Annotated in this window: 25 protein-coding genes; 14 read left to right on the forward strand and 11 right to left on the reverse strand. The window is 70.0% G+C overall.

Features of this window, described 5'->3' with window-relative positions; genetic code table 11:
- Positions 1-59 precede the first annotated feature (59 nt).
- From VH914_14415 to VH914_14435, 5 genes are read left to right on the forward strand one after another with little or no spacing between them, the layout of a single operon-like run.
- Positions 60-1,487: an ABC transporter substrate-binding protein gene (locus VH914_14415; GenBank protein ID HEX4492400.1), complete on the forward strand. Its 1,428-nt coding sequence runs from the start codon at positions 60-62 to the stop codon at positions 1,485-1,487.
- 32 nt (positions 1,488-1,519) lie between these two features.
- On the forward strand, positions 1,520-3,925 hold the full coding sequence (locus VH914_14420) for an ABC transporter permease (GenBank protein ID HEX4492401.1): 2,406 nt from the start codon (positions 1,520-1,522) through the stop codon (positions 3,923-3,925).
- On the forward strand, positions 3,922-4,671 hold the full coding sequence (locus tag VH914_14425; protein HEX4492402.1) for an ABC transporter ATP-binding protein: 750 nt from the start codon (positions 3,922-3,924) through the stop codon (positions 4,669-4,671). The genes VH914_14420 and VH914_14425 overlap by 4 nt, the downstream gene beginning before the upstream one ends.
- 59 nt (positions 4,672-4,730) lie before the next feature.
- A complete protein-coding gene (locus tag VH914_14430; protein HEX4492403.1) occupies positions 4,731-5,423 on the forward strand; it encodes an ABC transporter ATP-binding protein in 693 nt (230 codons plus the stop codon).
- Positions 5,420-5,803, forward strand: coding sequence for a hypothetical protein (locus VH914_14435; GenBank protein ID HEX4492404.1), 384 nt, complete (start codon positions 5,420-5,422; stop codon positions 5,801-5,803). The genes VH914_14430 and VH914_14435 overlap by 4 nt, the downstream gene beginning before the upstream one ends.
- A 1-nt stretch (position 5,804) precedes the next feature.
- Here VH914_14435 and VH914_14440 read toward each other — a convergent pair whose 3' ends face one another.
- The 3 genes from VH914_14440 to VH914_14450 form a co-directional block, all read right to left on the reverse strand.
- The gene (locus tag VH914_14440) at positions 5,805-6,968 is read right to left on the reverse strand and encodes a sulfotransferase (protein ID HEX4492405.1); all 1,164 of its coding nucleotides are present in this window, start codon (positions 6,966-6,968) and stop codon (positions 5,805-5,807) included.
- Positions 6,969-7,002: 34 nt separating this feature from the next.
- A complete protein-coding gene (locus VH914_14445) occupies positions 7,003-7,641 on the reverse strand; it encodes a TetR family transcriptional regulator (protein ID HEX4492406.1) in 639 nt (212 codons plus the stop codon).
- Between the two features lie 65 nt (positions 7,642-7,706).
- Positions 7,707-8,105, reverse strand: coding sequence for a hypothetical protein (locus VH914_14450; GenBank protein ID HEX4492407.1), 399 nt, complete (start codon positions 8,103-8,105; stop codon positions 7,707-7,709).
- A gap of 160 nt (positions 8,106-8,265) precedes the next feature.
- Between VH914_14450 and VH914_14455 the strand changes: the two genes are divergently transcribed.
- Complete coding sequence (locus tag VH914_14455) at positions 8,266-8,517, forward strand: CsbD family protein (GenBank protein ID HEX4492408.1); 252 nt, start codon at positions 8,266-8,268, stop codon at positions 8,515-8,517.
- Between the two features lie 22 nt (positions 8,518-8,539).
- The gene (locus VH914_14460) at positions 8,540-8,758 is read left to right on the forward strand and encodes a CsbD family protein (protein ID HEX4492409.1); all 219 of its coding nucleotides are present in this window, start codon (positions 8,540-8,542) and stop codon (positions 8,756-8,758) included.
- A gap of 58 nt (positions 8,759-8,816) precedes the next feature.
- Here VH914_14460 and VH914_14465 read toward each other — a convergent pair whose 3' ends face one another.
- The 6 genes from VH914_14465 to VH914_14490 all read right to left on the reverse strand — a co-directional run bounded on the left by VH914_14465 (position 8,817) and on the right by VH914_14490 (position 14,270).
- The gene (locus VH914_14465) at positions 8,817-10,922 is read right to left on the reverse strand and encodes a SpoIIE family protein phosphatase (GenBank protein ID HEX4492410.1); all 2,106 of its coding nucleotides are present in this window, start codon (positions 10,920-10,922) and stop codon (positions 8,817-8,819) included.
- Positions 10,923-11,188: 266 nt separating this feature from the next.
- Complete coding sequence (locus VH914_14470) at positions 11,189-11,506, reverse strand: STAS domain-containing protein (GenBank protein HEX4492411.1); 318 nt, start codon at positions 11,504-11,506, stop codon at positions 11,189-11,191.
- Entirely contained in the window at positions 11,506-11,706 is a 201-nt protein-coding gene (locus tag VH914_14475; protein ID HEX4492412.1) for a hypothetical protein, read from the reverse strand. Before VH914_14475 ends, VH914_14470 begins: the two co-directional genes overlap by 1 nt.
- Before the next feature lie 10 nt (positions 11,707-11,716).
- Positions 11,717-12,268 carry an ATP-binding protein gene (locus VH914_14480; GenBank protein ID HEX4492413.1) on the reverse strand — a complete coding sequence of 184 codons (552 nt, stop codon included), beginning with the start codon at positions 12,266-12,268 and terminating at the stop codon, positions 11,717-11,719.
- Positions 12,265-12,591 carry an STAS domain-containing protein gene (locus tag VH914_14485; protein ID HEX4492414.1) on the reverse strand — a complete coding sequence of 109 codons (327 nt, stop codon included), beginning with the start codon at positions 12,589-12,591 and terminating at the stop codon, positions 12,265-12,267. The genes VH914_14480 and VH914_14485 overlap by 4 nt, the downstream gene beginning before the upstream one ends.
- The gene (locus tag VH914_14490) at positions 12,579-14,270 is read right to left on the reverse strand and encodes a PP2C family protein-serine/threonine phosphatase (GenBank protein HEX4492415.1); all 1,692 of its coding nucleotides are present in this window, start codon (positions 14,268-14,270) and stop codon (positions 12,579-12,581) included. The genes VH914_14485 and VH914_14490 overlap by 13 nt, the downstream gene beginning before the upstream one ends.
- A gap of 87 nt (positions 14,271-14,357) precedes the next feature.
- On the opposite strand from VH914_14490, the gene VH914_14495 reads away from it, so the two are divergent.
- Entirely contained in the window at positions 14,358-14,720 is a 363-nt protein-coding gene (locus tag VH914_14495; GenBank protein ID HEX4492416.1) for a hypothetical protein, read from the forward strand.
- Here the strand turns inward: VH914_14495 and VH914_14500 are convergent.
- Complete coding sequence (locus VH914_14500; protein HEX4492417.1) at positions 14,717-14,965, reverse strand: hypothetical protein; 249 nt, start codon at positions 14,963-14,965, stop codon at positions 14,717-14,719. The genes VH914_14495 and VH914_14500 overlap by 4 nt on opposite strands.
- A 157-nt stretch (positions 14,966-15,122) precedes the next feature.
- Between VH914_14500 and VH914_14505 the strand changes: the two genes are divergently transcribed.
- On the forward strand, positions 15,123-15,812 hold the full coding sequence (locus VH914_14505; protein HEX4492418.1) for a response regulator transcription factor: 690 nt from the start codon (positions 15,123-15,125) through the stop codon (positions 15,810-15,812).
- Here the strand turns inward: VH914_14505 and VH914_14510 are convergent.
- Complete coding sequence (locus VH914_14510; protein HEX4492419.1) at positions 15,750-16,925, reverse strand: PAS domain-containing sensor histidine kinase; 1,176 nt, start codon at positions 16,923-16,925, stop codon at positions 15,750-15,752. The two genes, VH914_14505 and VH914_14510, sit on opposite strands and share 63 nt — an antisense overlap.
- Positions 16,926-17,198: 273 nt before the next feature.
- Here VH914_14510 and VH914_14515 point away from each other — a divergent pair, with 273 nt between their 5' ends.
- Genes VH914_14515 through VH914_14535 form a run of 5 tightly spaced genes read left to right on the forward strand, consistent with a single transcriptional unit; the run spans position 17,199 to position 22,642 of the window.
- Entirely contained in the window at positions 17,199-19,259 is a 2,061-nt protein-coding gene (locus VH914_14515; GenBank protein HEX4492420.1) for a PAS domain S-box protein, read from the forward strand.
- Entirely contained in the window at positions 19,237-19,608 is a 372-nt protein-coding gene (locus VH914_14520) for a response regulator (GenBank protein ID HEX4492421.1), read from the forward strand. The genes VH914_14515 and VH914_14520 overlap by 23 nt, the downstream gene beginning before the upstream one ends.
- Positions 19,609-19,614: 6 nt before the next feature.
- Positions 19,615-20,688 carry a HEAT repeat domain-containing protein gene (locus VH914_14525; protein ID HEX4492422.1) on the forward strand — a complete coding sequence of 358 codons (1,074 nt, stop codon included), beginning with the start codon at positions 19,615-19,617 and terminating at the stop codon, positions 20,686-20,688.
- On the forward strand, positions 20,685-22,160 hold the full coding sequence (locus VH914_14530; GenBank protein HEX4492423.1) for a glycosyltransferase family 2 protein: 1,476 nt from the start codon (positions 20,685-20,687) through the stop codon (positions 22,158-22,160). The genes VH914_14525 and VH914_14530 overlap by 4 nt, the downstream gene beginning before the upstream one ends.
- On the forward strand, positions 22,157-22,642 hold the full coding sequence (locus tag VH914_14535; protein HEX4492424.1) for a chemotaxis protein CheW: 486 nt from the start codon (positions 22,157-22,159) through the stop codon (positions 22,640-22,642). Before VH914_14530 ends, VH914_14535 begins: the two co-directional genes overlap by 4 nt.
- The last annotated feature ends 19 nt before the right edge of the window (positions 22,643-22,661 follow it).

Below are 22,661 nucleotides of genomic sequence, written 5' to 3' on the forward strand. Positions count from 1 at the left end.
GGAGTTGATGTAGAGAGATGTGCTTAGATTAAGCGCAGCGCCGTGGACCGGGGGGTTGCATGTTGCCGCAGAAGCGCACGCCGCGCGCGTGGGGAACCGTCGTGGTGCTCATCGTGGGTGCGGTGATCGCCGCCGCGTGTGGCGGGAGCCACGGCACCGCGGCACCGAGCGGGAGCACGACCGCGCCGAGCGGCACGACTGCACCGGCGGCCGCGAAGTTCGGCACGTTGCCGTCGCCCTGCGGGCACGGTGACGCGAAGGGCGCGACCGCGAAAGGAGTGACCGACTCGTCGATCACGATCGGCTACGGCGACGACGCGGGCTACGCGTCGGCGCCCGGTCTCGACAAGGAGATGTCGGACGCGGTCAAGGCGATGATCGGCTGGTGCAACCAACAGGGCGGCATCAACGGCCGCACGGTCGTCGGCAAGTACTACGACGCGAAGACGCTCCAGGTCACGCAGGCGATGACGCAGGCGTGCAACGACAAGGTGTTCATGCTCGTCGGCCAGGGTTACGTGCTCGACGCGGGGCAGGAACAGATCCGCATCGGCTGCAAGCTGTCGACGATCCCGGGCTTCGCGGTCGGCACCGCGTTCGCGCACGGCTCGGGCATGCAGCAACCGATTCCCGGCCCCGGTGACGAGGTTCCCGACTCCGCGGCCTTCCAGATCGCGAAGCTCTTTCCCGACGCGGTGAAGAAGGCCGCGGTCGTGTACGCGAAGTTCCCCGCGACCCAGGAGACACGCGACCGCGAGGTCGCGGGCTACCCCGCCGCGGGATGGAAGTTCCTGAACTGCGACCAGGTCTACGCGGTGACGGGGGAGTCGGACTGGAAGCCGCTCGCGAGCAACCTCAAGTCGTGCGGCGCGGAGGTGGTCGACTGGGTGGGCTCGCCCGACCCGAACCTCGAGAACTTCCTCAACGCGGCGCGCCAGGTCGGCTTCGAGCCCAAGGCGTGGGTCACCGACCCGAACCAGTACGTTGCGAGCTTCGCGACCTGGAACGGGCAGAACGACGGTGCCGCGAACAACGTGTACGTGCGGATGACCGGGGTGCCGTTCTCGCTCGCGAGTCAGGCACCCGCGGTGCAGCAGTACATGAGCCTGCTCTCGGCCTCGCACGGCACGATCGGTCTCCTCGGTGAGCAGTCGGCGTCGTCGTTCCTGCTCTGGGCGACCGGCGTGAAGTCGTGCGGGTCCAACGTCACCGCGAAGTGCGTGCTCGACTCGGCCGCGCAGCAGAAGCAGTGGACCGGCGGGGGGCTGCACATCCCGACCGACCCCGGAAAGAACACCGCGCCCGACTGCGGCATGTTGCTGAAGCTCCAGGGCTCGACGTGGGAGAAGGTCGCGCCGACGAGCGGCGAGCTCTTCGACTGCAACCCGAAGTACGTGATCAAGGGCATCACGACCGCGGCGCTGCAGGCGGCGAAGCTCAACTCCGATCGCATCGCGACCGAGTTCGGTACCTTCACGCCCAGCTGACGCGCGACGCACGCGCCGACGCCGAGGACGTCATGAACCTGCTGATCAACGGGCTCATCACCGGGGCGGTATTCGCGATCGCGGCGAGCGGCCTCGTGGTCACGTACTCGACGTCGGGCGTCTTCAACTTCGCGCACGGCGCGCTCGGCATGCTCTGCGCGTACGTCTACTGGGACCTGCGGGTCAACGACAACCACCAGTGGCCGCTTTTCCCGAAAGGGCACTGGCCCGCGCCACTCGCGCTCGGGTTCGTGCTGCTCGTGTTCGCGCCGCTGGTCGGCGCGTTGCTCTACCGGGTCGTGATCCGCGGGCTCCAGGACACGTCGGAGATCGTGAAGCTCGTCGTGCCGATCTCGGTGCTGCTCGCACTCATCGGTCTCGCGAACTGGGTGTGGAAGCCCGACGAGCCGCACTCGATCCAGCCGTTCTTCGGTCCCGATCACCAGGTGACGGTGTTCGGTGTCACGCTGCTCTGGCACGACCTCACGATCCTGTTCGTCGCGATCGCGCTCGCGGTCGCGCTGCGGATCCTGCTCTCGCGTTCGCGCGTCGGCGTGTCGATGCGCGCGGTCGTCGACGACCGGTCGCTCGTGGAGCTCAACGGTGCACGACCCGACCGCGTGTCGCTCGTCAGCTGGATGGTCGGCGTATCGCTCTCCGCCCTCGCGGGCATCCTCATCACGCCGTTCGAAGGCGGTTCGCTGAGCTCCACCCTGCTCACGCTGCTCGTGATCAACGCGTTCGCGGCCGCGATGTTCGGCCGCTTGCGCAGTCTGCCGCTCACGTTCGTCGGCGCGCTGGTGCTCGGGTTCGCGACCCGCATGGCGTTCCAGAAGCCGACGGGCCTCGTCCCGAAGTCGTTCGACTGGGGGAGCAACCTCCGGCTCGCGGTCCCGATGCTGATCCTCTTCGTCGTGCTCCTCGCGCTGCCGCAGGACCGACTGCGCGGCGCGGTCGTCACCCGCACACGCGAGCGCTTCGCGATGCCGTCGACGAACGACGCGCTCGTGAGCGCGGTCGCGTTCGTCGTCGGCGTCTTCCTGCTGACGCGGATCATGGCGCCCTCGGCGTTGCTGACGCTGAGCGACGCGCTCGCCGCGTCGATCGTCATCCTCTCGCTCGTGTTGTTGGTCGGCTACGCGGGCGAGGTGAGCCTGGCGACGATGGCGCTCGCGGGCATCGGCGGCACCGTGCTCTTCCACCACGTCGGTCACGACCCGACGAGCCGCGCGGGGCCGATGGCCTTTGTGATCGCGATGGTGGTGTGCGCGCTCGTCGGCGCGGTGATCGCGATGCCCGCGCTGCGGCTACGCGGTCTCTACCTCGCGCTCGCGACCGCCGCGTTCTCGCTCGCGGTCGAGCAGATGCTGTTCAAGGAGTACACCGCGTCGCGCCGCATCTATCCCGCGGCGCTCGTGCTGCTCGTCGGCATCGGTCTTGCGGCGGTGTACCGGGGCTTCCGCGCGCGCCGGGCACGCGGTGCGGTGATCGCCGCGATCGCGTCGGGTGCGGTGCTCGCGTTCGCGGCGACGAACCACTGGCTCGCGCACGAGCGCTGGAGCCCGATCTTCCCGAACGGCGACCTCCAGGTGCCACGCCCCCGACTGTTCGGGATCGACTTCGCGCCGCAGCGCAACTTCGCGCTGCTGCTCGCGGTCGTGTTCGCAGTGCTCGGCGTCGGGCTCATCCTGCTGCGGCGCAGCGCGTACGGGCGGCGGCTCACCGCGATGAAGAACAGCCCGGCCGCGTGCGCGACGCTCGGCATGAGCGTCTTCCGTCTCAAGCTGTCGGTGTTCATGATCTCGGCGGCGATCGCGGGCCTCGGCGGTTGCCTCTTCGCGCAGGAGGTCGGCGCGGTCACGAGCGACCGGTTCAGCCTCTTCGAGTCGATGACGATCCTCATGCTGCTCGTCGTCGCGGGCACCGGCTACGTCGCGGGTGGGTTGACGGCGGGGCTCCTGTACGCGGCCGCGTTCGTCGCGCTCGGCAACATCCTCACGAAGCTCGGGCAGGACTTCACCGCGTTCCAGGGCTGGACCGCGTGGCTCGTGCAGCTCACCGCGCTCCTGCCTGCGCTCATCGGCATCGCCCTCGGTCGCGATCCGAGCGGTTTCCTCGGCGAGGCGTTCCGTCCGTGGCGGCCGTTGATCCACGGCCGGCGGCCGGTGTTCTTCGCCGGCGTCGTCGCCGAGATCGGGTTGTGGCTTCTCGCGTGGCGGCACGTGATCGGCAACTGGCCGTTCGCGCTCGCGACGATCGCGCTCGCCATGCTGCTGCCGCGCGTCGCGCCGTGGATCGATCCGACCTTGCGGGTCGCGGCCGGCGACGGTGCTGCCGGCGCCGACGTGCCGCTGGAGCTCGTCGGCATCGAGCGCCCGTTCACGGTCGCCGACGTTCGCGCGCTCGACACCGCGCTCGGCCTCACGGTGCAGTCGTGAGCGCATCACTCCTCGCGGTCGAGCACGTGACGGTGACCTTCGGCGGCAACCGTGCGCTCTCCGACGTGGAGCTCGACGCGCGCGCGGGCGAGGTCACCGGCCTCATCGGGCCGAACGGCGCGGGCAAGACGACGCTCTTCAACGTCATCACCGGCCTGCTGCGCCCGAGTGCGGGTTGCATCCGCTTCGACGGACGCGACGTGAGCCGGCTCGATCCACACCACCGCGCCCGGCTCGGGATCGCGCGCACGTTTCAGCGGCTCGAGCTCTTCACCGATCTCAGTGTGCGCGACAACCTGCGGGTCGCGGGGGAGATTTGCAATACGTGGACCGGCATCGGATGGCGCACGCGCCGGATCGACGCCGGGCGCGAGGCCGAGCGCGTGCTCGACCTCATCGGCCTCGCGGACCGCGCCGACGACGAGGTCGCGACCCTGCCGACAGGTACCGCGCGCGTCGTCGAGCTCGGTCGCGCGCTGATGATCCGGCCCCGCCTGCTCCTGCTCGACGAGCCGGCGTCGGGTCAGACCGACGAGGAGACGAAGCGGTTCGAGCGGCTCGTGCGCCGGCTCGCGCACGACGACGGCCTCGCGGTGCTCCTCGTCGAGCACGACATGGAGCTCGTGATGCACGTGTGCGACCGCATCCACGTCCTCGACTTCGGTGAGCTGCTCGCGGTCGGTACCCCCGCGGAGATCCGCGCCGACGGCCGTGTCCGCGACGCGTACCTCGGGACGATGACGTGAGGCGCGCCCACCTCGATCCCGCCGTTGCCGTTGCCGACGTCGGGGATCCGAACCTCGCGCTGGAACTGCGCGCGGTGCGCGCCGGTTACGGCGGCATCACCGTCCTGCGCGGCTTCGACCTCGCGGTGCCGTTCGGCGCGGTGGTCGCGCTGCTCGGACCCAACGGCGGCGGCAAGACGACCGCGTTGCGCGTGATCGCGGGACAGCTCGCCGCGACCCAGGGCGACGTGTTCGTCGCCGGCCGTCGCGTGAACGGTGCCGACCCCGACGAGCTCGCGCGCCGCGGTGTGTGCCTCGTGCCCGAGGGGCGCGGCATCTTCCCGAACCTCTCGGTGCGCGAGAACCTCTGGATGGCGACGCACACGGGGGTCACGCTGCGGCACATCGAGGAGATCGCGTACTCGCGTTTCGCGCCGCTCGGCGCCCGTCGCAAGCAGCTCGCGGGGACGCTCTCGGGTGGCGAGCAGCAGATGCTCGCGATGGCGCGCGCGTTGGCGGTCGATCCCGCGTTGCTCCTACTCGACGAGCTGTCGATGGGCCTCGCGCCGCTCGTCGTCGAGCAGCTCTACGAGATCGTCGCCGGGGTCGCGCGCGAGGGTGTCGCGATCGTCGTCGTCGAGCAGTTCGCCCGTGCCATCCTGGGCATCGCCGATGCCGCCGGCGTCGTGGTGCGGGGCCGGATCACGACGTTCGGCGCACCCGCCGACGTCGCGGCCGAGTTGTCGAGCGCGTATCTGGGGGAGTCACCATGACCGAGACCGTGAACGACGCGCCCGACCGGGCCGACCGCTTCCGTGCCGACGTCGCCGCGATGCGACTGAAGACGGGACGATCCGACGCGGAGCTGCGGCTCCAGATCCTCGGGGTCGTGCTGATGATCGTCGGTGTCGCGGTCGCGTTCGGCGCCTACCGCGCCGCGACGAACGTCACCGCGACGCCGGGCACGAACGTCGACGTCCTGAACTCGAACGCGTACATCCCGCTCGCGATCGCGGGCCTCGCGATCAGCCTCAGCGGTGGTTTCGTGTTCCTGCGCTACTCGCTGGCGCGCTTCCTGCGGTTCTGGCTGTTGCGGCAGTCGTACGAGCAGCAGGCCGCGCTCGACGAGGCCGCGGGCCGGACCCGGTTGTAGCTCAGCGCGTCGAGGCGGTCGGTACGCCGTAGCGCGCGACGTACCCCGCGAACCGCTCCGAGATCGCGCCGGCGTCGAGGCCGTAGGCCGCGAGGTCGTAGCGATGGACACCGAGTGCGTCCTTCGGATGCGCGGCGACGTACGCCTCCATCGCGCGACGTGCCGCGTCGTCGAGCACGGGCCCGTCGAACGCTGCGTAGATCGACGCGACCGTCTCGACCGGCGCGCGCACGAGGTCGTCGTACTGCACGTCGACGATCGGGTGGTCCGGGTGCGCGGCGCGAAAGCGATCGATCCGCACGATCGACTCGTCGAGCATCGCGACCCAGTGGTCGGCGATGTAGGTGCGGTGATCCGCGTCGCTGAACGTGCCCGAGAGCGTGGCGATCAGGCTGCACACCGACGCGCAGAGCACGACCGGATCGCGATGGACGAGCACGAGGCGCGCGTCCGGGTACACCGCCGTGAGCGCGTCGAGCGCGATCGCGTGGTGCGGGCTCTTGAGCGTCCAGCGGCCGCGCACGCCGCCGTGCTGGAGCACCTGGAGCGCGAGCCGGTGGTACTCGTAGGCCGACGTGTGGTCGGCTCCGAGCAGCCAACGACCGTAGGTGGGGACGTTCGAGATGGCCTCCCACGAGAGACTCTTGAAGTCCTGGCTCATGAGCGTGATGCACTCGGTCGGGCCGTCGGGCTCCTCGTGATGGATGGCGCGCAGCGCGGGGTTGATCTGCTCGAGCATGTCGTTGCCCGCGCGCGCCGCCTCGACGCGCGGACCGGCGCGGAAGTCGGCGGGGGTGGGCGGCGGCACGCTGTCGCCGGCCTCCCAGCGCAGCAGCGCGCGGTTCTGCGGATCTTGTTCGAGGAGGTAGCTGAGGAAGGTCGTGCCGGCGCGGAACATGCCGATCACCACGAGCGGCGCATCCACGCGCTCCTGCACGATGTCGGGGTGACGCTTCGCGTAGTCGACGACTCGCAGGCGGTTTGCGAGGTTGCCGGCGACGTTGCCGTGTACCGCGGCGATACCGATCTCGTTGAGGTCGGCTTCGCGGCCCACCGAGTCGCAGTAGACGTCGAGGCCCTCGCGGAAGTGGTTCGAGCCGAAGTCGTCGAGACCGGCTGCCGCGCGCGCTTCGTCGATCAACTCGCTCGCGACGAAGGCGTTCACGCGCCCAGCAACGTACTAAGGAGGGTTGTTTACGTCAATCGATGCGCGCCGACATGCCCGCTGCGACCATCGCCACGAGGTTGTCGACGAACTCCGCCTGGTCGAGCTGCGGGCGCCCGCGCCGACCTCGTCGACCGAGCGCGCGGGCGCGGTCGGCCGCGGCGCGCAGGATGAAGGCGGTCGCGACCGCGAACCGCTCGGCCTGCACGGCCGGTGACACGTCGGCCATGCGCGACGCGAGGAGCGCGTAGACCTCGTACCCGCCGGTGCGCGCGAGCGCGGCCGAGACCTCGGGATCGAGGTTCTCGGGGTCTTCCTCGATCAGCTCGGCGAGGATCACGAGGTAGCAGCGCCCGCGCCAGCCGCTCTCGGCCAGCTCCGCCGCCGGGCGGACGATCGCCTCGACGACCGACTTCACGTCGCGCTTGGGCCGGGTCAGCGCGATCTTCAGCAGCTCGCCCTCGCGTTGCGCGAGGAACCCGGCGTGGCGTTCGAGCACCGCTGCGAGCACGCCCGCGCGCGACCCGAAGTGGTAGTGCAGCGCGCCTCGGTTGCGCTGGCCCGCGCGTCGCGTGATGTCGATGAGCGACGCGCCGTAGACGCCGTGCTTCGCGAACGCGCGCGCGGCCTCGTCGACCAGCTTCTCGCGAGTGTGCGACGCGTCGAGCGGCATCGCGCCGGAGCCTAGGAGCCCGATCGGGCGGCAGGCTCGATCGGGCGATCAGTCCGGTCGGCCGATCAGAGCGCGGGCTGCGCTCGCTTGGTCGCTCGGAAGTGCGCGTGCCCGGCGTTCTCGCAGAGCTCGTAGTCGTCGACGACCGCGGCGAGCACCTGTGACGCGAGCCTCGTCAGCACCGGATGCCGGGCGACGGTCGCGTCGGCATCGACGACGAACTGACCGTCGTGCGGCGAGAACCGGAACAGGATCTCCGAGGTCGGCTGCGCTTGAATGACCGCGGTCGTCAACTCGTCGACCGCGACGAGCACGTCGTCGATCGCGTCGACGTCGAAGTCGAGTCGCTCGGCCACGACCGCCGCCGTCAGTCGCGCGACGCGCACATGACTGCGCGACCCCGGGACGGACAGGCACACGGGTTGGGTGAGCACGGTGGCGCGGTGATCGCCGGGATCGCTCACGCGGGCTGCCTCTCGTCCGCAGGGCTGGAGCAGAGCGCGCGGAGACCTACCCACGCGCTTCGGCGCCGACACCCGCTCGTTCCCGTGACGCGTCTGTGCATGCCGTTATCGCGTAGACGACGTGGGTAGGAAACCAAATCCCCCCGACGGAAGGATGTGCATGCAACTCGGAAAGGTCGATGTCAACAAGCTCCGCGGCTTGGGCGACAAGGCGTTCGGCCTCGCGAAGGAGACGGTCGGCACGATCACGAACAACGACCGCCTCGTCGAAGAGGGCGACGCGCAGCAGTCGCGTGCGGCCGAGGAGCTGCGCGCGATGCGCAAGGAAGTCGAGGCACAGCGCGAGGAGATCAAAGCCGACGCGCTGGAGCAGAAGCAGAAGGCCGCGGAGCGCGCCAAGCAGCGCGCGTGAGCACCGACGAAAGGACACCGAGATGAGCGGACCGATCGAGCAGGCCAAGGGCGCGGTCAAGGAGAAGGCCGGCGACATCATGAACGACCCGGACCTGCAGCGCGAGGGTGCAGCCCAGCGCGACAAGGGTCGTGCCGAGACCGAGGCCACCAAGGCGCGTGCCGAGGCCAAGGGCCACGAGGCCAAGGCCAAGGCCCACGAGGTCGAGCAGGAAGTCGCGCAGGACCGCAAGGAATCCTGACCGCGAGAACAACGTGTGCGGGACGGCGGCCGCGGTGCGGTCGCCGTCCCGTTGCGCGTTACGGAACGCGAAGCACGAGCATCGCGATGTCGTCGTTGCGCTCGCCGATCGGGAGGATGTCGGAGACCGCCTCGCCCAGACGCGTGACCACGTTCGCCGCCGACGCGCCGTCGCGCGCGACGCGGGCGACGATCGTGCGCAACGCCTCGGTCGACAGATCGTGCGGCGGTCGCACGTCGGTGATGCCGTCGGTGTAGAGCACGAGCGTGTCGCCGGCCTCGAGCGTGCTCGTGACCGTGGTCGCCTTCGGATCGGCGTAGGCGCCGAGCAGCGTGCCTGGCATCCCGATCGTCGAAGTGCGGCCGTCGGCACGGCAGCGGATCGGCAGCGGGTGCCCGCCGGCGGCCATCTCGAACGTGAAGCCCTTGGTGCCGTGGCGCAGCGTGGCGTAGAGCGCGGTGCAGAAGGTCGACCGGCCCGAGCGCAAGATCGCGCGGTTGACGTACTGCAGCACTTCCTCGTGCGCGAGCCCGTGCCACGCGAGCGTGCGGATCGTGTGGCGGACGAGCCCGGTGAGCGAGGCTGCGTGCGGCCCGGTGCCGCAGACGTCGCCGATGACGACGGCCCAGCCGTCGTCGATCTCGAAGACGTCGTAGAAGTCGCCGCCGACCTGGGTGCCCGTGCCCGCGGCCCAGTAGCCGACTGCGAGCTCGAGCCCTTCGATCTCAGGCAGGGACTCGGGGAGCAGGCTCTGCTGCAGGGTCGTCGCGATGAGGCGCTGGTGCTCGGCGAGCCGTCGGTTCATCAGCGTCGACGCGATGCGCCCGGCCGCAACCTCCGCGAGCGCGCGGTCGGCCTCGGTGTACACGCGTCCCCACGTCGAGTTCACGAACTGCAACGCGCCGAGCACGCGTCCCCGCTTGATCAGCGGCACGGTGATCGCGCTCCGCAACGCGAGGCGGCGTGCGATCTCGCGTTGTTCGTTCGTGATCGGCGCGTGGTGCAGCGTCGACTCGTCGACCTCGGGCAGGAACTCCGTCCGTCCGGTCCGCACCACCGCGCCGACACCGGTGGACGCGTCGATGTCGAAGGGGAACGTTGTTTGCATCTCGCGCGCAAACGGTTCCATCGCGGGATCGGCGTGCGCGACCTCGATCATCGGCCGGCCCTCGCCGTCGTCGGGCAGCACGACGATCGCGCACCACTCACCCAGCCACGGCACCGCGGCGCGGGTGACGTTCGTCAGCACCTCGAGCTCGGTGTCGGCGCGGTTCAACGCGTCGTTGATGTCGGCGAGGAACTGCAGCCGTTCCCGGCCGAGACGTTCGATCTCCGCCGCCGCGAGCGCGAGGTCGTGATCGCGCTCGTGCGCGAGCGCGCGCCGCATCGGCTCGGTCACGTCGGCGGTGCATCCGATCGTGCCGGTGACGTTGCCCGCGGCGTCGACCGTGACGCGGCCCTTCCCCTGTAACCAGTGCACGCTGCCGTCGGGCCACACCACGCGGTGATCGACGACGTAGGGCTGTCGCGTTCGCACGGCCTCCTCGACCGTCGTGGCGGTCGCGGCGCGGTCGTCGGGATGCAGCAGCGCGAGGTACGAGTCGTACGTACCGTCGAACGTGCCCGGCAGCAGACCGAAGAGCCGTTCGAGGGGGGCGTCCCACTCGACGACCTCCCGCTCGAGGTCCCACCGCCAGGTGCCGAAGCCGCCGGCGTCGAGCGCGAGCGCGAGCCGCTCGGTGAGATCCTGCGCCCGTCGGTCGAGCAGCCGCTGCTCGGTGACGTCCTCCGACACGGCCACGATGCCTTCGACCGTTCCGTCAGGCGCGACGACCCCGCGAACGAACGTGTGCACGAAACGCGAGTTGCCGTCGCGCCGCGTCACCGTGAAGTCGCCGGCGAAATCCATGCCGGCAACGGCGCGCGCCCGGACGTCCTCGGCTCGATCGAGCTCGCTCACCGGGATCATCAGCTCGAAGACGTCACGCCCGACCACCTCGGCTTCGGTCCAACCGTAGAGATCCTCGGCCGCGCGGTTCCACGTGACGATCTCTCCATCGGTGCGGGTCACGACGACGGCGCGCCGCAGCGCGTCGAGGACCGATCGATCGGAGATCGGAGTCGCCGCGAGCAACGACTCGTTCACCGACTCCACGCCGGTCATCGTGACGACCTCGAACCGGCCCAGTGCTCGCGCATCGGCATCGCGTCCTCGTCCGATTGCTGCCGGTTGCGCTGGTCGCTCAACGTCCGACCCGCGAACTTTACCGGCCGCTCCGAGGACACCGATCGTCGCGCCAACGTCGCGCGAGGGGCGTGAGCCTGACGAGCATCAGGTGGTGCGCGCACGAACGGGCGGGTCGCGTTGCGGCCCGCCCGAACCGGTGGCTGAGGCGTCGAGGAGGGCGAAGCGTGCGCGCCCGACCAGAACTAATCGAACAGGCCGAAGCGAGCTTCGAGGTCGGTGACGCGGAAGAGGCGGCGAACCGGCGGCTGCAGGTTCGTGAGCGCGAGCACGGTCTCGTACGCGTCCGCCTTGCCCTGAGCTGCGATGAACATCCCGATTCCGCCGGAATCGCAGAACTCGAGCTCGGTGAGGTCGATCGTCACCGTGTCGGCGCTCTCGATCGATGTCATCAGCGTCGGCTGGATGTCGGGAAGGCTGCGCACGGTGAGATCACCGCCGATGCGGACGAGCCGCGTTTCGGGCGGGCCTGTGACCTCGATCCAGGCGACGTCGACGTCCATCACGACGACGGATCGTCGGGCTCGTCCGTCAACTCGACGGATTCACCCTCCTCCGATCGTCCCTCTTCCATGAGCTCGAGCTCGAAGGTCTCGCGCGCCGTCGTCGGATCGGGATTCTCGGTCTTCGCCTCGTCGGCGAGCTCCTCGACCGGTTCTTCGCCTTCGGCGGCGCGCCGATCGGGACCGGGTGTGTGCGTCACGCCACCCGCCTTACCCGGAACGGCGTGCGTTCAACAGCCGAGCGGCGCGACAGGCCGGACCGCGGCGCGGCGCATCGCGCGGTGGCGGGTTCGATCGCGGCCGCGCGGCACCACTCGACGCGTGCCCGGGGCCCGTCGACGCGCTCGCAGGACGTGTTGTCGCCGTCGCGTCGCCGCCGCGCGTCACGCGCGGTGCGATCGTCACGACGAACCACACGGTCTTCCCCGGGCGACCCACGTTCTCGGTGACGCCCCACTCGTCGGCGAGCGCGCGCACGATCTGCAGACCACGACCCGAGTACTCGCGCGGCTCGGGCGTGCGCAGGCTCGGCAGACGGGAGCCGTCGTCGCTCACGGCGACGCGAACGCGTTGATGATCGCGATCGACGGCGACGGTGAACGGGCTCGCCGCGTGGCGCACGGAATTCGTCGCGAGCTCCGAGACCATGACCGCGATCGAGTCGAGGATGTCGGTTGGCGCCTCGCCGAGCGCCTCCAGCGCGTAGCGGCGCGCGCGTCCGATCGACTCGACGGCGTGCGGGAACGTGCGCTCGGCACTCATGGCTCGATCGGCAGGACGTCGGTGAGCCCGGTCGCCTCGAGGATGCGTTGCACGACGCTCGACGGGTTGCGAAGCCGGATCGAATCGGTCTTCTCCGCGGCGCGCAGCAGCACCGCGATGCCGGAGCTGTCGATGAAGCTCAGCCCCGACAGGTCGAACACCACCTGTGCAGGGTGACCGGCGAGCGCGCCGCTGAGGTCGGTCTCGACCGTCACGACGTTCGACATGTCGACCTCGCCGCGGATGCTGATGAGCCGCGGGTCCGAGTTGTTCTGCGTGCACTCGATGCTCGCCGTCGATCCGCTCTCCTCTAGCTCAGCCATCGGAGTCCCAGCAGCGCGGTGTCGTCGGCTGATCCGGTCGGGATCGACGTGGCGAGGATGCTCGAGAGCCGATCGGACAGCGAACCGTCGAGGCCGAGCGATCCCTGGCGGAGCCGCTCGCGGCCGATGTCGAGGTGTTCTCCTCGCCGCTCGACGAGGCCATCGGTGTACGCAAGCACGGTCGCACCCATCGGGATCTCAACGGAGACGGCACTATAGGGCGCTCCGGTCTCGACCCCGAGGGGCGCGCCGATCGGCGAGGGGAGGAACCGGGCGTCGCCGCCGGCGACGAGCAACGGCTCGGGATGGCCGGCGTTCGCGAACGTCATGCGGTGGCCGGCCACGTCGACGACGCCGCAGACGGCCGTCGCGAAGTGCCCGTCGCGCGCCACGCTGATGAGCCGTGCGACCTTGGCGAGCATCGTCTCCGGAGCGTCGCCCTGCATCGCGTACGCGCGGAACGCGTAGCGGAGCTCGGCCATCGTCGTCGCGGCGCGCAGCCCGTGTCCGGATACGTCGCCGACGACGAACACGACGCGACCGTCGTCGAGCTCGACGACGTCGTACCAGTCGCCACCGACATCGAAGCCCTCCGCGCCCGCGACGTAGCGCGCCGCGAGCTCGACGCCGGAAACGTCGGGAAGCACATCGGGTAACAGCCCGTGCTGAAGTGCGACCGTCACGTTGCGTTGCTCGCGATAGAGCTCGTCGTTCTCGCGCGCGAGAGATTCGGCGTGGTCGCGGCGGCGCGAGAGCCGCTCGACGAGGAACGCACCCGCGAGGGTGAGCACGAGGCCGGCGAGCGCCAGCGCCCACGGCAGCCGCGCGAGCAGCTCGCCACCGAGCTCGCCGCGCGCCTGGACGACGAGGAGGATCTGCGCGGAACCGAACGTCACGAGCTGCGACGAGCGCCGGCCGCCGAGCAGCGCGCCGCCCGTGCTCGTCGCGATCAGCTCGTCGGGATCGGCACGACGACCGAGGAACAGCGCGTAGTCGAGATCGGAGAACGCGGAGTTCGTGTCGACGCGCGCGCGCCGACCCGCAGGCAGCGACGCCTCGACGTAGACGACGTAGTGCGTGCCCGCGCCGGGCGCGGCGTAGCCGTAGCCGAGCCGCCGATCGCGCGCCTTCAGCAGGTCGTTGATGACGATCGTTCCCTGGCTCTTGGGCGGGCGCAGCACCCGCGCGATCGCGGCGGACGACTCGCTCGCGAGCTCGGGCGCGGTCCCGACCGTGACGACCCGCCGCAACGACGTGGGCGACACCGACCAGAGCGTGGCGCTCGTGAACCGGCCCGAGCCGACCATCGGCGCGAGGACCTGACGGAACGGTCCGGGTGATCCTGCGGTCGCGGCGGCGAGGACTGCCGCCGTCGCGAGCGGCGTCTGGATGTCGGGGATCGCGGCGCCGACGACCGCGGCCGCCTCGAGCGCCCGTTGATGCAGCAGCCGGCGCTCGTTGCTCTCGTGGAGATGTTGTGATCCGAGCGACAGCGTGCTCGTGATGAGCAGGCCGACGACGAGCACGGCGACCGATCCCGCGTGCACCATCGAAGTCCGGCGCCGCTTCGCAGCCGGAGTGGGGCGTTCGAGCCGGTCGGGCGCGCCGAGGGCGTGTGATGGCGCGCTCGGCGCACCGCCGTGCGGTGCTTCGTCCGTGACCGGCGCACCGCGGGACATGGCCGCAGAGCGTAGTGGCCAGATGCTGACCTGCGCCTCAGGCCGTGACGGTTTCACCACGACCCACGCCGCGGTACTGGAGGACCCGTGACTCCCGACCAAGAGCCGACCCCCACGCCCGTCGCGCAGGACGCGCAAACGCTGACCGAGGCGGTCGCGGCCCTGGAGGCCGCCGGCTACACCGGCCAGTTCCGAGTGCTCGAGCTCGCCCGCCTGCAGTGCCTCACGTGCCGGCGGGAGTTCGCGGGGACGCGCGCGGCGATCGAGTCACTGCGCCGGCTCGAGGGCGCATCCGATCCCGACGACATGCTCGCGGTGATCGCGCTCCGGTGCCCGGAGTGCGGCGCGCTGGGGTCGCTCGTGATCGGCTACGGACCTGACGCGTCGCTCGAGGAGTCGCAGCTCCTCCTCGAACTGCAGGACGAGCGCCCCGAAGGCGGCTCGGTCTAGCCCGCTTCGGGGATCTTCTCCCACCACTGGCACCACCACTGTGCGCCCACGAGGATGCGCAGCTTCGGGTGCCAGCAGTACGACAGATCGGCGGTCGGCTCGAGGTAGTACAAGCAGTTCTCGCACTGCTCGGCACCCGACGGCTTCCCGATGAGCACGGCGTTCGCGGCGAGATGGCGGAGCTCCAAGGAGAGCTTCTCGTCGATCTCCTTGGGTTCCGGCTCGGGGATGACGTAGTCGCTCACGGCGCGAACGCTACCGGGAGCGCGACGGGCCTCCCGAACCGCGACGCGCGGCGCGCGGCGCGCGCTCGTTACATCAACGTTGGCTCAACGACGAGTGGCTTCTGCTCATAGGGCGTATAACCGGTGCAGGTTGACCGAAGGAGTGGGGGTGAACGTCATGGTGGGTGCCCAGGCTCGCGTCCTCGTGGTGGAAGACCTCGAGTCGGCGCGTGAGCTGGCGGTCGAAGCTCTCGAGGCGCACGGTTTTTCGACAACGACGTGCGCCGACGGCGCGGCGGCGTTGCAGGCGATCCGGGGCGAGCCGCTGAACGCGGTGGTGCTCGATCTCGGGCTGCCGTCGATGAGCGGCTTCGATCTGCTCCAGGAGCTCCGGCGCGCGAGCGACATCCCGGTCGTGATCGTGAGCGGCCGCGCCGAAGAGGGCGACCGCCTGCAGGGACTGCGGCTCGGTGCCGACGACTACCTCGTCAAGCCGTTCTCGCCACGCGAGCTCGGTGAGCGCGTGCGCGCGGTGCTGCGGCGGTCGAATCCCTCGTCCCGCACGGAATCACTCGTGTTCGACGGCATCGAGATCAACCTCAGCGCGCGCGAAGTGCGCGTCGACGGTGAGGTCGTCGCGCTGACACCGCTCGAGTTCACGCTCCTCGTGTTCCTCGCGAGCTCGCCGCGCCGCGTGTTCTCGCGCGCGGACCTGTTGCGTGCGGTGTGGGGCTCCGATGCCGGGTGGCAGACGCCCGCGACCGTGACCGAGCACGTGCGCCGGCTGCGGCGCAAGCTCGAGCCGTCAAGCGGAGGGAAGTGCTGGATCGTGACCGTGCGCGGCGCCGGGTACCGGTTCGAGCCGTAGCCGGTCCGGCGTGAGCGGCAGCGCGATCCGGAAGGTCGCGCCGGGCTCGTCGGTCTCGATCACGTCGAGCGATCCGCCCATCGCCTCCATCAAGGCGCGGCTCACGCACAGCCCGAGCCCCGTGCCGGCGACACCGCGTCGACTCGCGTCGAGCCGTTCGAACGGCTCGAAGATGCGCTCGCGCTGCGCGCGGTCGATGCCGGGCCCGCTGTCGTGCACGTCGACCGCGGCGACGCGACCGTCGAGCGACGTGGTGACGGTGACGGTGCTCCCCTCGGGGCCGAACTTCAACGCGTTGGTGAGCACGTTCAGCAGCACCTGGTGCAGGCGTTGCGCGTTCCCCGTCGCGGTGACCGGGCCGCCGGCGCGCGCGTCGGTGTGCAACGTGATGGTGCGCTCACCGGCCAGGGGCTCGAGCACGTCGAGGGCCTTGCCGACCGCCGTGTCGACGTCGACGTGCTCGCGCATCAGCGAGCCGGACGGATCCTCGAGGCGCGCGAGATACAGCGCGGTGTCGAGCAGGCTCACGAGCTGCGCGCCGCTCTCCTGCATGAGCGTCGCCCAGCGGTGCTGCTTCTCGTTGAGCGTCGAGCTGGTGAGCAGCTCCGCGAAGCCGAGCATCGAGCTCAACGGTGTGCGCATCTCGTGGCTCAGCTCGGCGAGGAACGCGACCTTGGCCGCGTGCTCGCGCGTTCGCACCTCGGGCACCTCGACGGCGTCGATGATCGCCAGCCGGCTCGAGTAGGTGCCGCTCGCGTCGAAGAGCGGCGTGCTCGTGACGTGGACGCGGCGGGGCCCGCCGTGCACGGGGTGGATCACGTAGTCGAGGTCGACCTTCCGCGGCTCGTCGGCGACCCGTTCGAGGTGGCGCTGCACGCGTTGCGCGCCATCGGGATCGAGGCGATCGATCCACGCCTCCGGTCCCTTGAGGATCTCGTCGTAGGGGAGGCCCATCACCTCGGCGCTCGCGTGGGTCGCCCACACGACGCGGTACGGCTCGCGCGTCGCCAGGATCACGCCGATCGGCAGATTGAGCGCGAGGTCGTCGACCAGCGCCGCCCGTTCTTGTGTGGTGAGGTCGATCGTGTCCGCCCGTGAAGCTGGGTCGCGCATCGATTGCTACTCGTGAAGGCGGCCGAAGCGCCGAGATCTCGAGTCCGTCGCGCGAATCGACATGTTGGCCCGCTTGCCTCTCCCCCGAATGCAGTCGGATCGTAGCCGTCGAATTGCGGCTACGGAGCGTGCTCGGGGCGTCGTCGACGCGCGGCGAGGCACCGCGCGCCCGTGTGACGAATCGTTGTGAATTCCGTGGTTGAACTGCCGCGTTGTGTCGCCGACAAGACGCCAGCGCTCTCCATTGCTCGGAGAGGCGAACGAGGCGGGAACATGCACGACGACATCGGCGGGGAGGGAAACGCGACGGGCGGCGACGCGCGTCGCATGGTGCCCTTCGGCGCGAGCGCGCCGCGCGCGCTGATCGTCGATGACGATTCGATGTTGCGGACGCTGTTCTCGCGTGTGCTGAACGGTGCCGGTATCGAGACGACGGTCGCGGAAGACGGTGCGGCCGCGCTCGAGATCCTGCAGCAGGACCCGACGTACGTCGTGATCCTCGACAACCACATGCCCGGCATCACCGGACTCGAGGTCGTGCGGAAGCTGCGCGCCAATCCGGAGACGGTGAACATTCCCGTGATCCTCGTCACCGGCGAGGCCGACCTCTCGGACCGCGTACGCGGGCTCGAGCTCGGCGCCGACGACTACCTCACCAAGCCGGTGGAACCCGACGAGCTCGTCGTGCGCGTGCGCGCGCAGCTGCGCCGGAGCTTCTCGGCCGACCCGTTGCGCACCTTCGTCGAATCTGCGAACGACGCGTTCGTCGCGTGGGACGCCGAAGGGCTCGTCACCGAGTGGACCACGCACGCCGAGGTCCTGTTCGGCTGGCGGCGGGACGAGATCATCGGCAAGCCGTTCACCTCGACGGTGCTCGCGCCGCGCCACCGTGAGGCGCACGAGGATCGCATGCGCCGGTTCGCGAGCGCGGGTGAGGCGCCGCTGCTCGGCGAGTGGATCGAGCTCACCGGTCGGCACCGCGACGGGCGCGACATCCCGGTCGAGATGACGATCTGGATCGTCGACGACCACGGCCGCCGGATCTTCAGCGCCTTCATGCGGGACCTCCGTGCGAAGCGCGACATCCAGAACGCACTGCGCGAGAGCGCGCAGCTCCAGGCGCTCGTCGAGTCGTCGCCCGACATCATCCTGCTCACCGATACCGACGGCGTCATCCTCTACACGTCGCCCTCGGCGCGCGACATCCTCGGGTTCGAACCCGACGACCTGTACGGCCGGTGCTGCGACGATCTCGTCTACGCGGACGACCGCGTGGAGTTCATTCGCGCCCGGAGCCGCTCGCTGGCTTCGGGCGCGGACATCGCGACGACCCACCGCTTCGTCACCGCGGAAGGCGGGCAGGTGTGGGTGGAGGCGAGCTCCGCGGCCACGCGCCACCGTGTGACGGGCAAGATCACGGGGCTCGAGCTCGTCGCGCGCGACATCACGAACCGCAAGATCGCAGAGGAGGAGCGCGAGCAGGTCATGGCCGACCTCGCGCGCGCCAACACGAACCTGCGCGACGCGATCTCACGCGAGCAGCGCATGGTCGAGGACCTGCAGAAGCTCGACCGCCTCAAGACCGAGTTCGTCGCGACCGTCTCGCACGAGCTGCGCACGCCGCTCACGAGCATCAGCGGCTACGTCGAGATGCTCGTCGACCAGGGCGGAGGCGAGCTCACGCCGAGGCAGCAGTCGATGCTCGACGTGGTCGAGCGCAACACGCGCCGGCTCCTGTTGATGATCGACAACCTGCTCACGATCGGGCGCATCGAGGCCGGAGCGTTCGACATCGAGCCCGGTCCCGTCGAGGCGGTGCCGCTCATTCGCGGCGCGATCAGGGCCATGTTGCCGACCGCGCAGGAGCGCGACATCACGCTCCAGGTCGACTTCCTGCACAACCCGGGCATCGTGCTCGCCGACGCCGCGCAGTTCGACCGCGCGCTGCTGAACGTGCTGTCGAATGCCGTGAAGTTCACGCCGGCGGGCGGGCGCGTCACCGTGACGACCGATCGCGTCGACGACGAGGTGATGGTCAGCATCGCCGATACCGGCGTGGGCATCCCCCTCGACGAGCAGGAGCGGCTCTTCACGCCGTTCTTCCGCTCGTCGACGTCGGTGAAGTCGGAGACGCAGGGCACGGGCCTCGGGCTCGTGATCGTGAAGAACATCGTCGAGGGGCACGGGGGTTCGATCCGTCTCGACTCGACGCCCGACATCGGCACGACGGTGACCATGACCATCCCGGCCGAGCCGCAACATCCCGTCGTTCACGCGAGCGACGACGTTTCACACCAGGAAGGACAGCGCCATGACGTCGATTCTCGTCGTTGACGACGACCAGGACATCCGCGAGCTCGTCGCGTTCAAGCTCGAGCAGTTGGGTTTCGAGGTGCACGCAGAGGCCGACGGCGAGACGGGTCTCGCCGCGGTGATGCAGTTGCAGCCCGACCTCGTGCTGCTCGACTGGATGATGCCGAAGCTCACGGGCGTCGAGGTCTGCAAGATGCTGCGCGAGGGCGGAGACCACTCGGGCGTGCCCGTGATCCTGCTCACCGCTCGCGCGCAGGAAGCCGACATCGAGCGTGGCTTCGCGGCCGGCGCCGATGACTACATCGTCAAGCCCTTCAGCCCTCGCGAGCTCGCGAGTCGCGTCGAAGCGGTCTTGTCGCGGGTGGGGTGACGTGCCGTGACGATCCATCAAGCCGTTGTCGACGCGCTCTTCGCCGTGTCGGCCGTGCTCGCGGTCCTCGCAATCGGCACCGCGATCCGTAAGAGCATGCGCGACGCCGCCGACCGTCGGCGTGAGCGCATCGAGGCCGAGGTCCGTCCCCGGTTGCTGAAGCTGCTCGCGAGCGAAGGCGAGCAGGAAGGCGAGCTCGCGACCGTTGGCGGTCGTGAGGGTCGCGTGCTCGACTCGGTCACCGCGTCGCTGCTCACGAAGCTGCGGGGCGAGGACCGTGCCGCCGTCGTGCAGATGCTCGAGGCCCGTGGTCTCGTGCAGGCTGCGCAACGCGATCTGCGCGGGCGGGGCGTCGTCAAGCGGGCCCGGGCCGCGGAGCTGCTCGGCGCCACCGCAGTCCCCGCGGCGTACGACGACCTGACCACCGCGCTGCGCGACCGGAACGAAGAGCTGCGCAGCGTCGCGGCGCGTGCGCTGGGCCGCATGGGTCTCGCGGAGGCGGTCGCACCGCTGCTCGACTCACTCGATGCCGAGCACCCGATTCCGGCCGGTGTGGTGACGATGTCGCTGCTGCACATCGGGCCCCCGGCCGAGGAACCGCTGCGCGAGCTCGGGCTCACGCACGAGTCGCCGCAGGCGCGGCGCATCGCCGCCGAGCTGCTCGGCGTACAGGGCGCGTTCGCCGCGGTCGGTGCGCTGACCGAGATGGCGCGCGAAGACGAGAATCCCGACGTCCGCACCGCGGCCGTCGCGGCGCTCGGTCGCATCGGACATCCGGGCGGCATCGACACGCTCATCGGCTGCTTCTCGGGCGAGACGCCGGCGCCGCTGCGCGCGGCCGCGGCACGCTCGCTCGGACAGGTCGGCAGCCCGAAGGCACTCGAGGCGCTCGTCGCCGCGGTCGGCCACGAGGAACACATCGTGGCCCGCAACGCGGCGGACGCGCTCACGCGTCTCGGCGGTCCGGGTCGCGCCGCGCTCTACGACATTGCGCGTCAAGGCGACACCGCGTCGCAGTACGCGCGCGGCGCGCTCAGCGCCGCCGACGCTCGCGCCGTGCGATCTGGGAGGGCCGCATGAATGTTCTGAAGAACGTCCTGCACTGGTTCGACGTGTTCGTGATCTTCTACTTCGTCGCGCTGAACTCGGGTTACCTGTTCCTGATCGCGCTCGCCGGCTTCGATGTCGGCAAGACCGTGCGCCGCGTCGACTTCGCCGGGTACGACTCGATCTTCGGCAACCCGCTCACACCGGGTGTGACGGTCCTCGTGCCCGCGTTCAACGAGGAACCGACGATCGTCGAGACCGTCCGCGGGCTGCTCGGGCTGCGGTTCCCGGAGTTCGAGGTCATCGTCATCGACGACGGCTCCACCGACAACACCTTCGGGCGCATGCAGGAGGAGTTCGACCTCGTACAGATCGAGCGAGTCATCCCCGAGGACGTGCCGACGATCGCGCCGGTGAACGCGGTGTACGCGCCGCGTGACGGTCAGCAGCTGCTCGTGATCCGCAAGGACAACGTGGGCCGGCGCTCCGACCCGATGAACGTCGGCATCAACGCGGCGTCGTTCCCGCTCGTCTGCATGATCGACGCCGATTCGCTGCTCGACGAGAGCGCGCTGCTGCGCGTCGTGAAGCCGTTCGTCGACGACCCGGTGAACACGGTCGGTTCCGGCGGCGTCATCCGTGCCGCGAACGGCTCCGAGGTCGCGAGCGGTCGCATCCTCGACCCCCGCATGCCGAAGGGTTGGGTCGCGCGCATCCAGGTGGTCGAGTACCTGCGCTCGTTCCTGCTCGGCCGCACCGCGTGGGGCCGCATGTCGGGTCTCCTCATTCTCTCGGGTGCGTTCGCGATGTTCCGTCGCGACGCGCTCGTCGAGGTCGGCGGGCTCGACCTGCACTGCCTCGGTGAGGACGCGGAGCTCGTCGCGCGGCTGCACCACTCGATGCGCAAGGCGAAGCGCGGTTACCGCTTCGTGTTCGTGTCCGAGCCGGTCTGCTGGACCGAGGTGCCGGACACGCTCAAGGTGCTCGGCCGGCAGCGCCGACGCTGGTCGCGCGGTCTCGCCGAAGTGCTGTGGAAGCACCGCTCGATGATGGGCAACCCGAAGTACGGGTTCATCGGCATGGTCGTGCTGCCGTACTACCTCGTGTTCGAGCTGCTCGGCGCGGTCGTGGAGCTCACGGGCGTCTTCGCCGTGATCCTCGGCTTGATCGTCGGGGTCGTCGACGTGCAGTTCGCGGCGATCTTCGCCGTCACCGCGATCGGCTACGGGATCCTGTTGTCGTTCTCGGCGCTCACGGTCGAGGAGTTCTCCTTCCACCGCTACGCGGCGTGGAAGGACCTCGGTGCGGGCCTCGGCGCGGCGTTGCTCGAGAACGTCGGCTTCCGGCAGCTGCACGCATGGTGGCGCGTACGCGGCCTGTTCAACGCGATCACGAGCACGAGCAAGGAGTGGGAGGACATGCCTCGCTCCGGCTACGACGAGGCCGACGTCGCGGGCAACGCGGCGGCGCTCGTCGCCGCGGGTGCCGGAGGCGCGGCGCGATGACCACCGTGCTGGAGGCCACACGGGAGCTCGACGAGTCCGTCGGTCGCTACCTCGTGTGCCGGGTCGGGAACCGGCGGTGCGCGCTGCCGATCGAGCACGTCGTCGAGACGATGCGCGTACTGCCGTACGAGCCGCTCGCGACCGCGCCCGATTTCGTGGTGGGCGTGTCGATCATCCGCGGTCGCGCGGTTCCGGTCGTCGATGTCGCGCGGCTGCTCGGCTCGACGGCGTCGAGTGCGGGGCGGCTCGTCACACTGATGATCGAGAACCGGGTCGTCGCGCTCGCGGTCGACGAGGTGACCGGCGTCGCGCCGATGGACGACGGGTCGGTGCACGAGCTGCCGCCGTTGCTCGAGGTCGCGACGGGCGCCGTGATCGAGTCGCTCGGCGTCCTCGACTCCGAGCTGCTCGTGGTGCTGCGCGAGTCGCGACTCGTGCCCGAATCGGTGTGGAGCCTCGTGCACGCAACCGGCTCGGATTGAAAGGTCGACCCGGGGACTG

Source organism: Acidimicrobiia bacterium (assembly GCA_036271555.1).
Taxonomy (GTDB): Bacteria; Actinomycetota; Acidimicrobiia; order IMCC26256; family PALSA-610; genus DATBAK01.

What these genes read in the sequence shown, in the direction of transcription:
- VH914_14510 (HEX4492419.1), bottom strand. Translation starts at nt 16,925, where the DNA reads ATGCGCGACCCAGCTTCACGGGCGGACACGATCGACCTCACCACACAA.
- VH914_14480 (HEX4492413.1), bottom strand. Translation starts at nt 12,268, where the DNA reads ATGAGTGCCGAGCGCACGTTCCCGCACGCCGTCGAGTCGATCGGACGC.
- VH914_14530 (HEX4492423.1), top strand. Translation starts at nt 20,685, where the DNA reads ATGAATGTTCTGAAGAACGTCCTGCACTGGTTCGACGTGTTCGTGATC.
- VH914_14470 (HEX4492411.1), bottom strand. Translation starts at nt 11,506, where the DNA reads ATGGACGTCGACGTCGCCTGGATCGAGGTCACAGGCCCGCCCGAAACG.
- VH914_14535 (HEX4492424.1), top strand. Translation starts at nt 22,157, where the DNA reads ATGACCACCGTGCTGGAGGCCACACGGGAGCTCGACGAGTCCGTCGGT.
- VH914_14455 (HEX4492408.1), top strand. Translation starts at nt 8,266, where the DNA reads ATGCAACTCGGAAAGGTCGATGTCAACAAGCTCCGCGGCTTGGGCGAC.
- VH914_14490 (HEX4492415.1), bottom strand. Translation starts at nt 14,270, where the DNA reads ATGTCCCGCGGTGCGCCGGTCACGGACGAAGCACCGCACGGCGGTGCG.
- VH914_14460 (HEX4492409.1), top strand. Translation starts at nt 8,540, where the DNA reads ATGAGCGGACCGATCGAGCAGGCCAAGGGCGCGGTCAAGGAGAAGGCC.
- VH914_14435 (HEX4492404.1), top strand. Translation starts at nt 5,420, where the DNA reads ATGACCGAGACCGTGAACGACGCGCCCGACCGGGCCGACCGCTTCCGT.
- VH914_14445 (HEX4492406.1), bottom strand. Translation starts at nt 7,641, where the DNA reads ATGCCGCTCGACGCGTCGCACACTCGCGAGAAGCTGGTCGACGAGGCC.
- VH914_14515 (HEX4492420.1), top strand. Translation starts at nt 17,199, where the DNA reads ATGCACGACGACATCGGCGGGGAGGGAAACGCGACGGGCGGCGACGCG.
- VH914_14485 (HEX4492414.1), bottom strand. Translation starts at nt 12,591, where the DNA reads ATGGCTGAGCTAGAGGAGAGCGGATCGACGGCGAGCATCGAGTGCACG.
- VH914_14520 (HEX4492421.1), top strand. Translation starts at nt 19,237, where the DNA reads ATGACGTCGATTCTCGTCGTTGACGACGACCAGGACATCCGCGAGCTC.
- VH914_14415 (HEX4492400.1), top strand. Translation starts at nt 60, where the DNA reads ATGTTGCCGCAGAAGCGCACGCCGCGCGCGTGGGGAACCGTCGTGGTG.
- VH914_14465 (HEX4492410.1), bottom strand. Translation starts at nt 10,922, where the DNA reads ATGACCGGCGTGGAGTCGGTGAACGAGTCGTTGCTCGCGGCGACTCCG.
- VH914_14420 (HEX4492401.1), top strand. Translation starts at nt 1,520, where the DNA reads ATGAACCTGCTGATCAACGGGCTCATCACCGGGGCGGTATTCGCGATC.
- VH914_14505 (HEX4492418.1), top strand. Translation starts at nt 15,123, where the DNA reads ATGGTGGGTGCCCAGGCTCGCGTCCTCGTGGTGGAAGACCTCGAGTCG.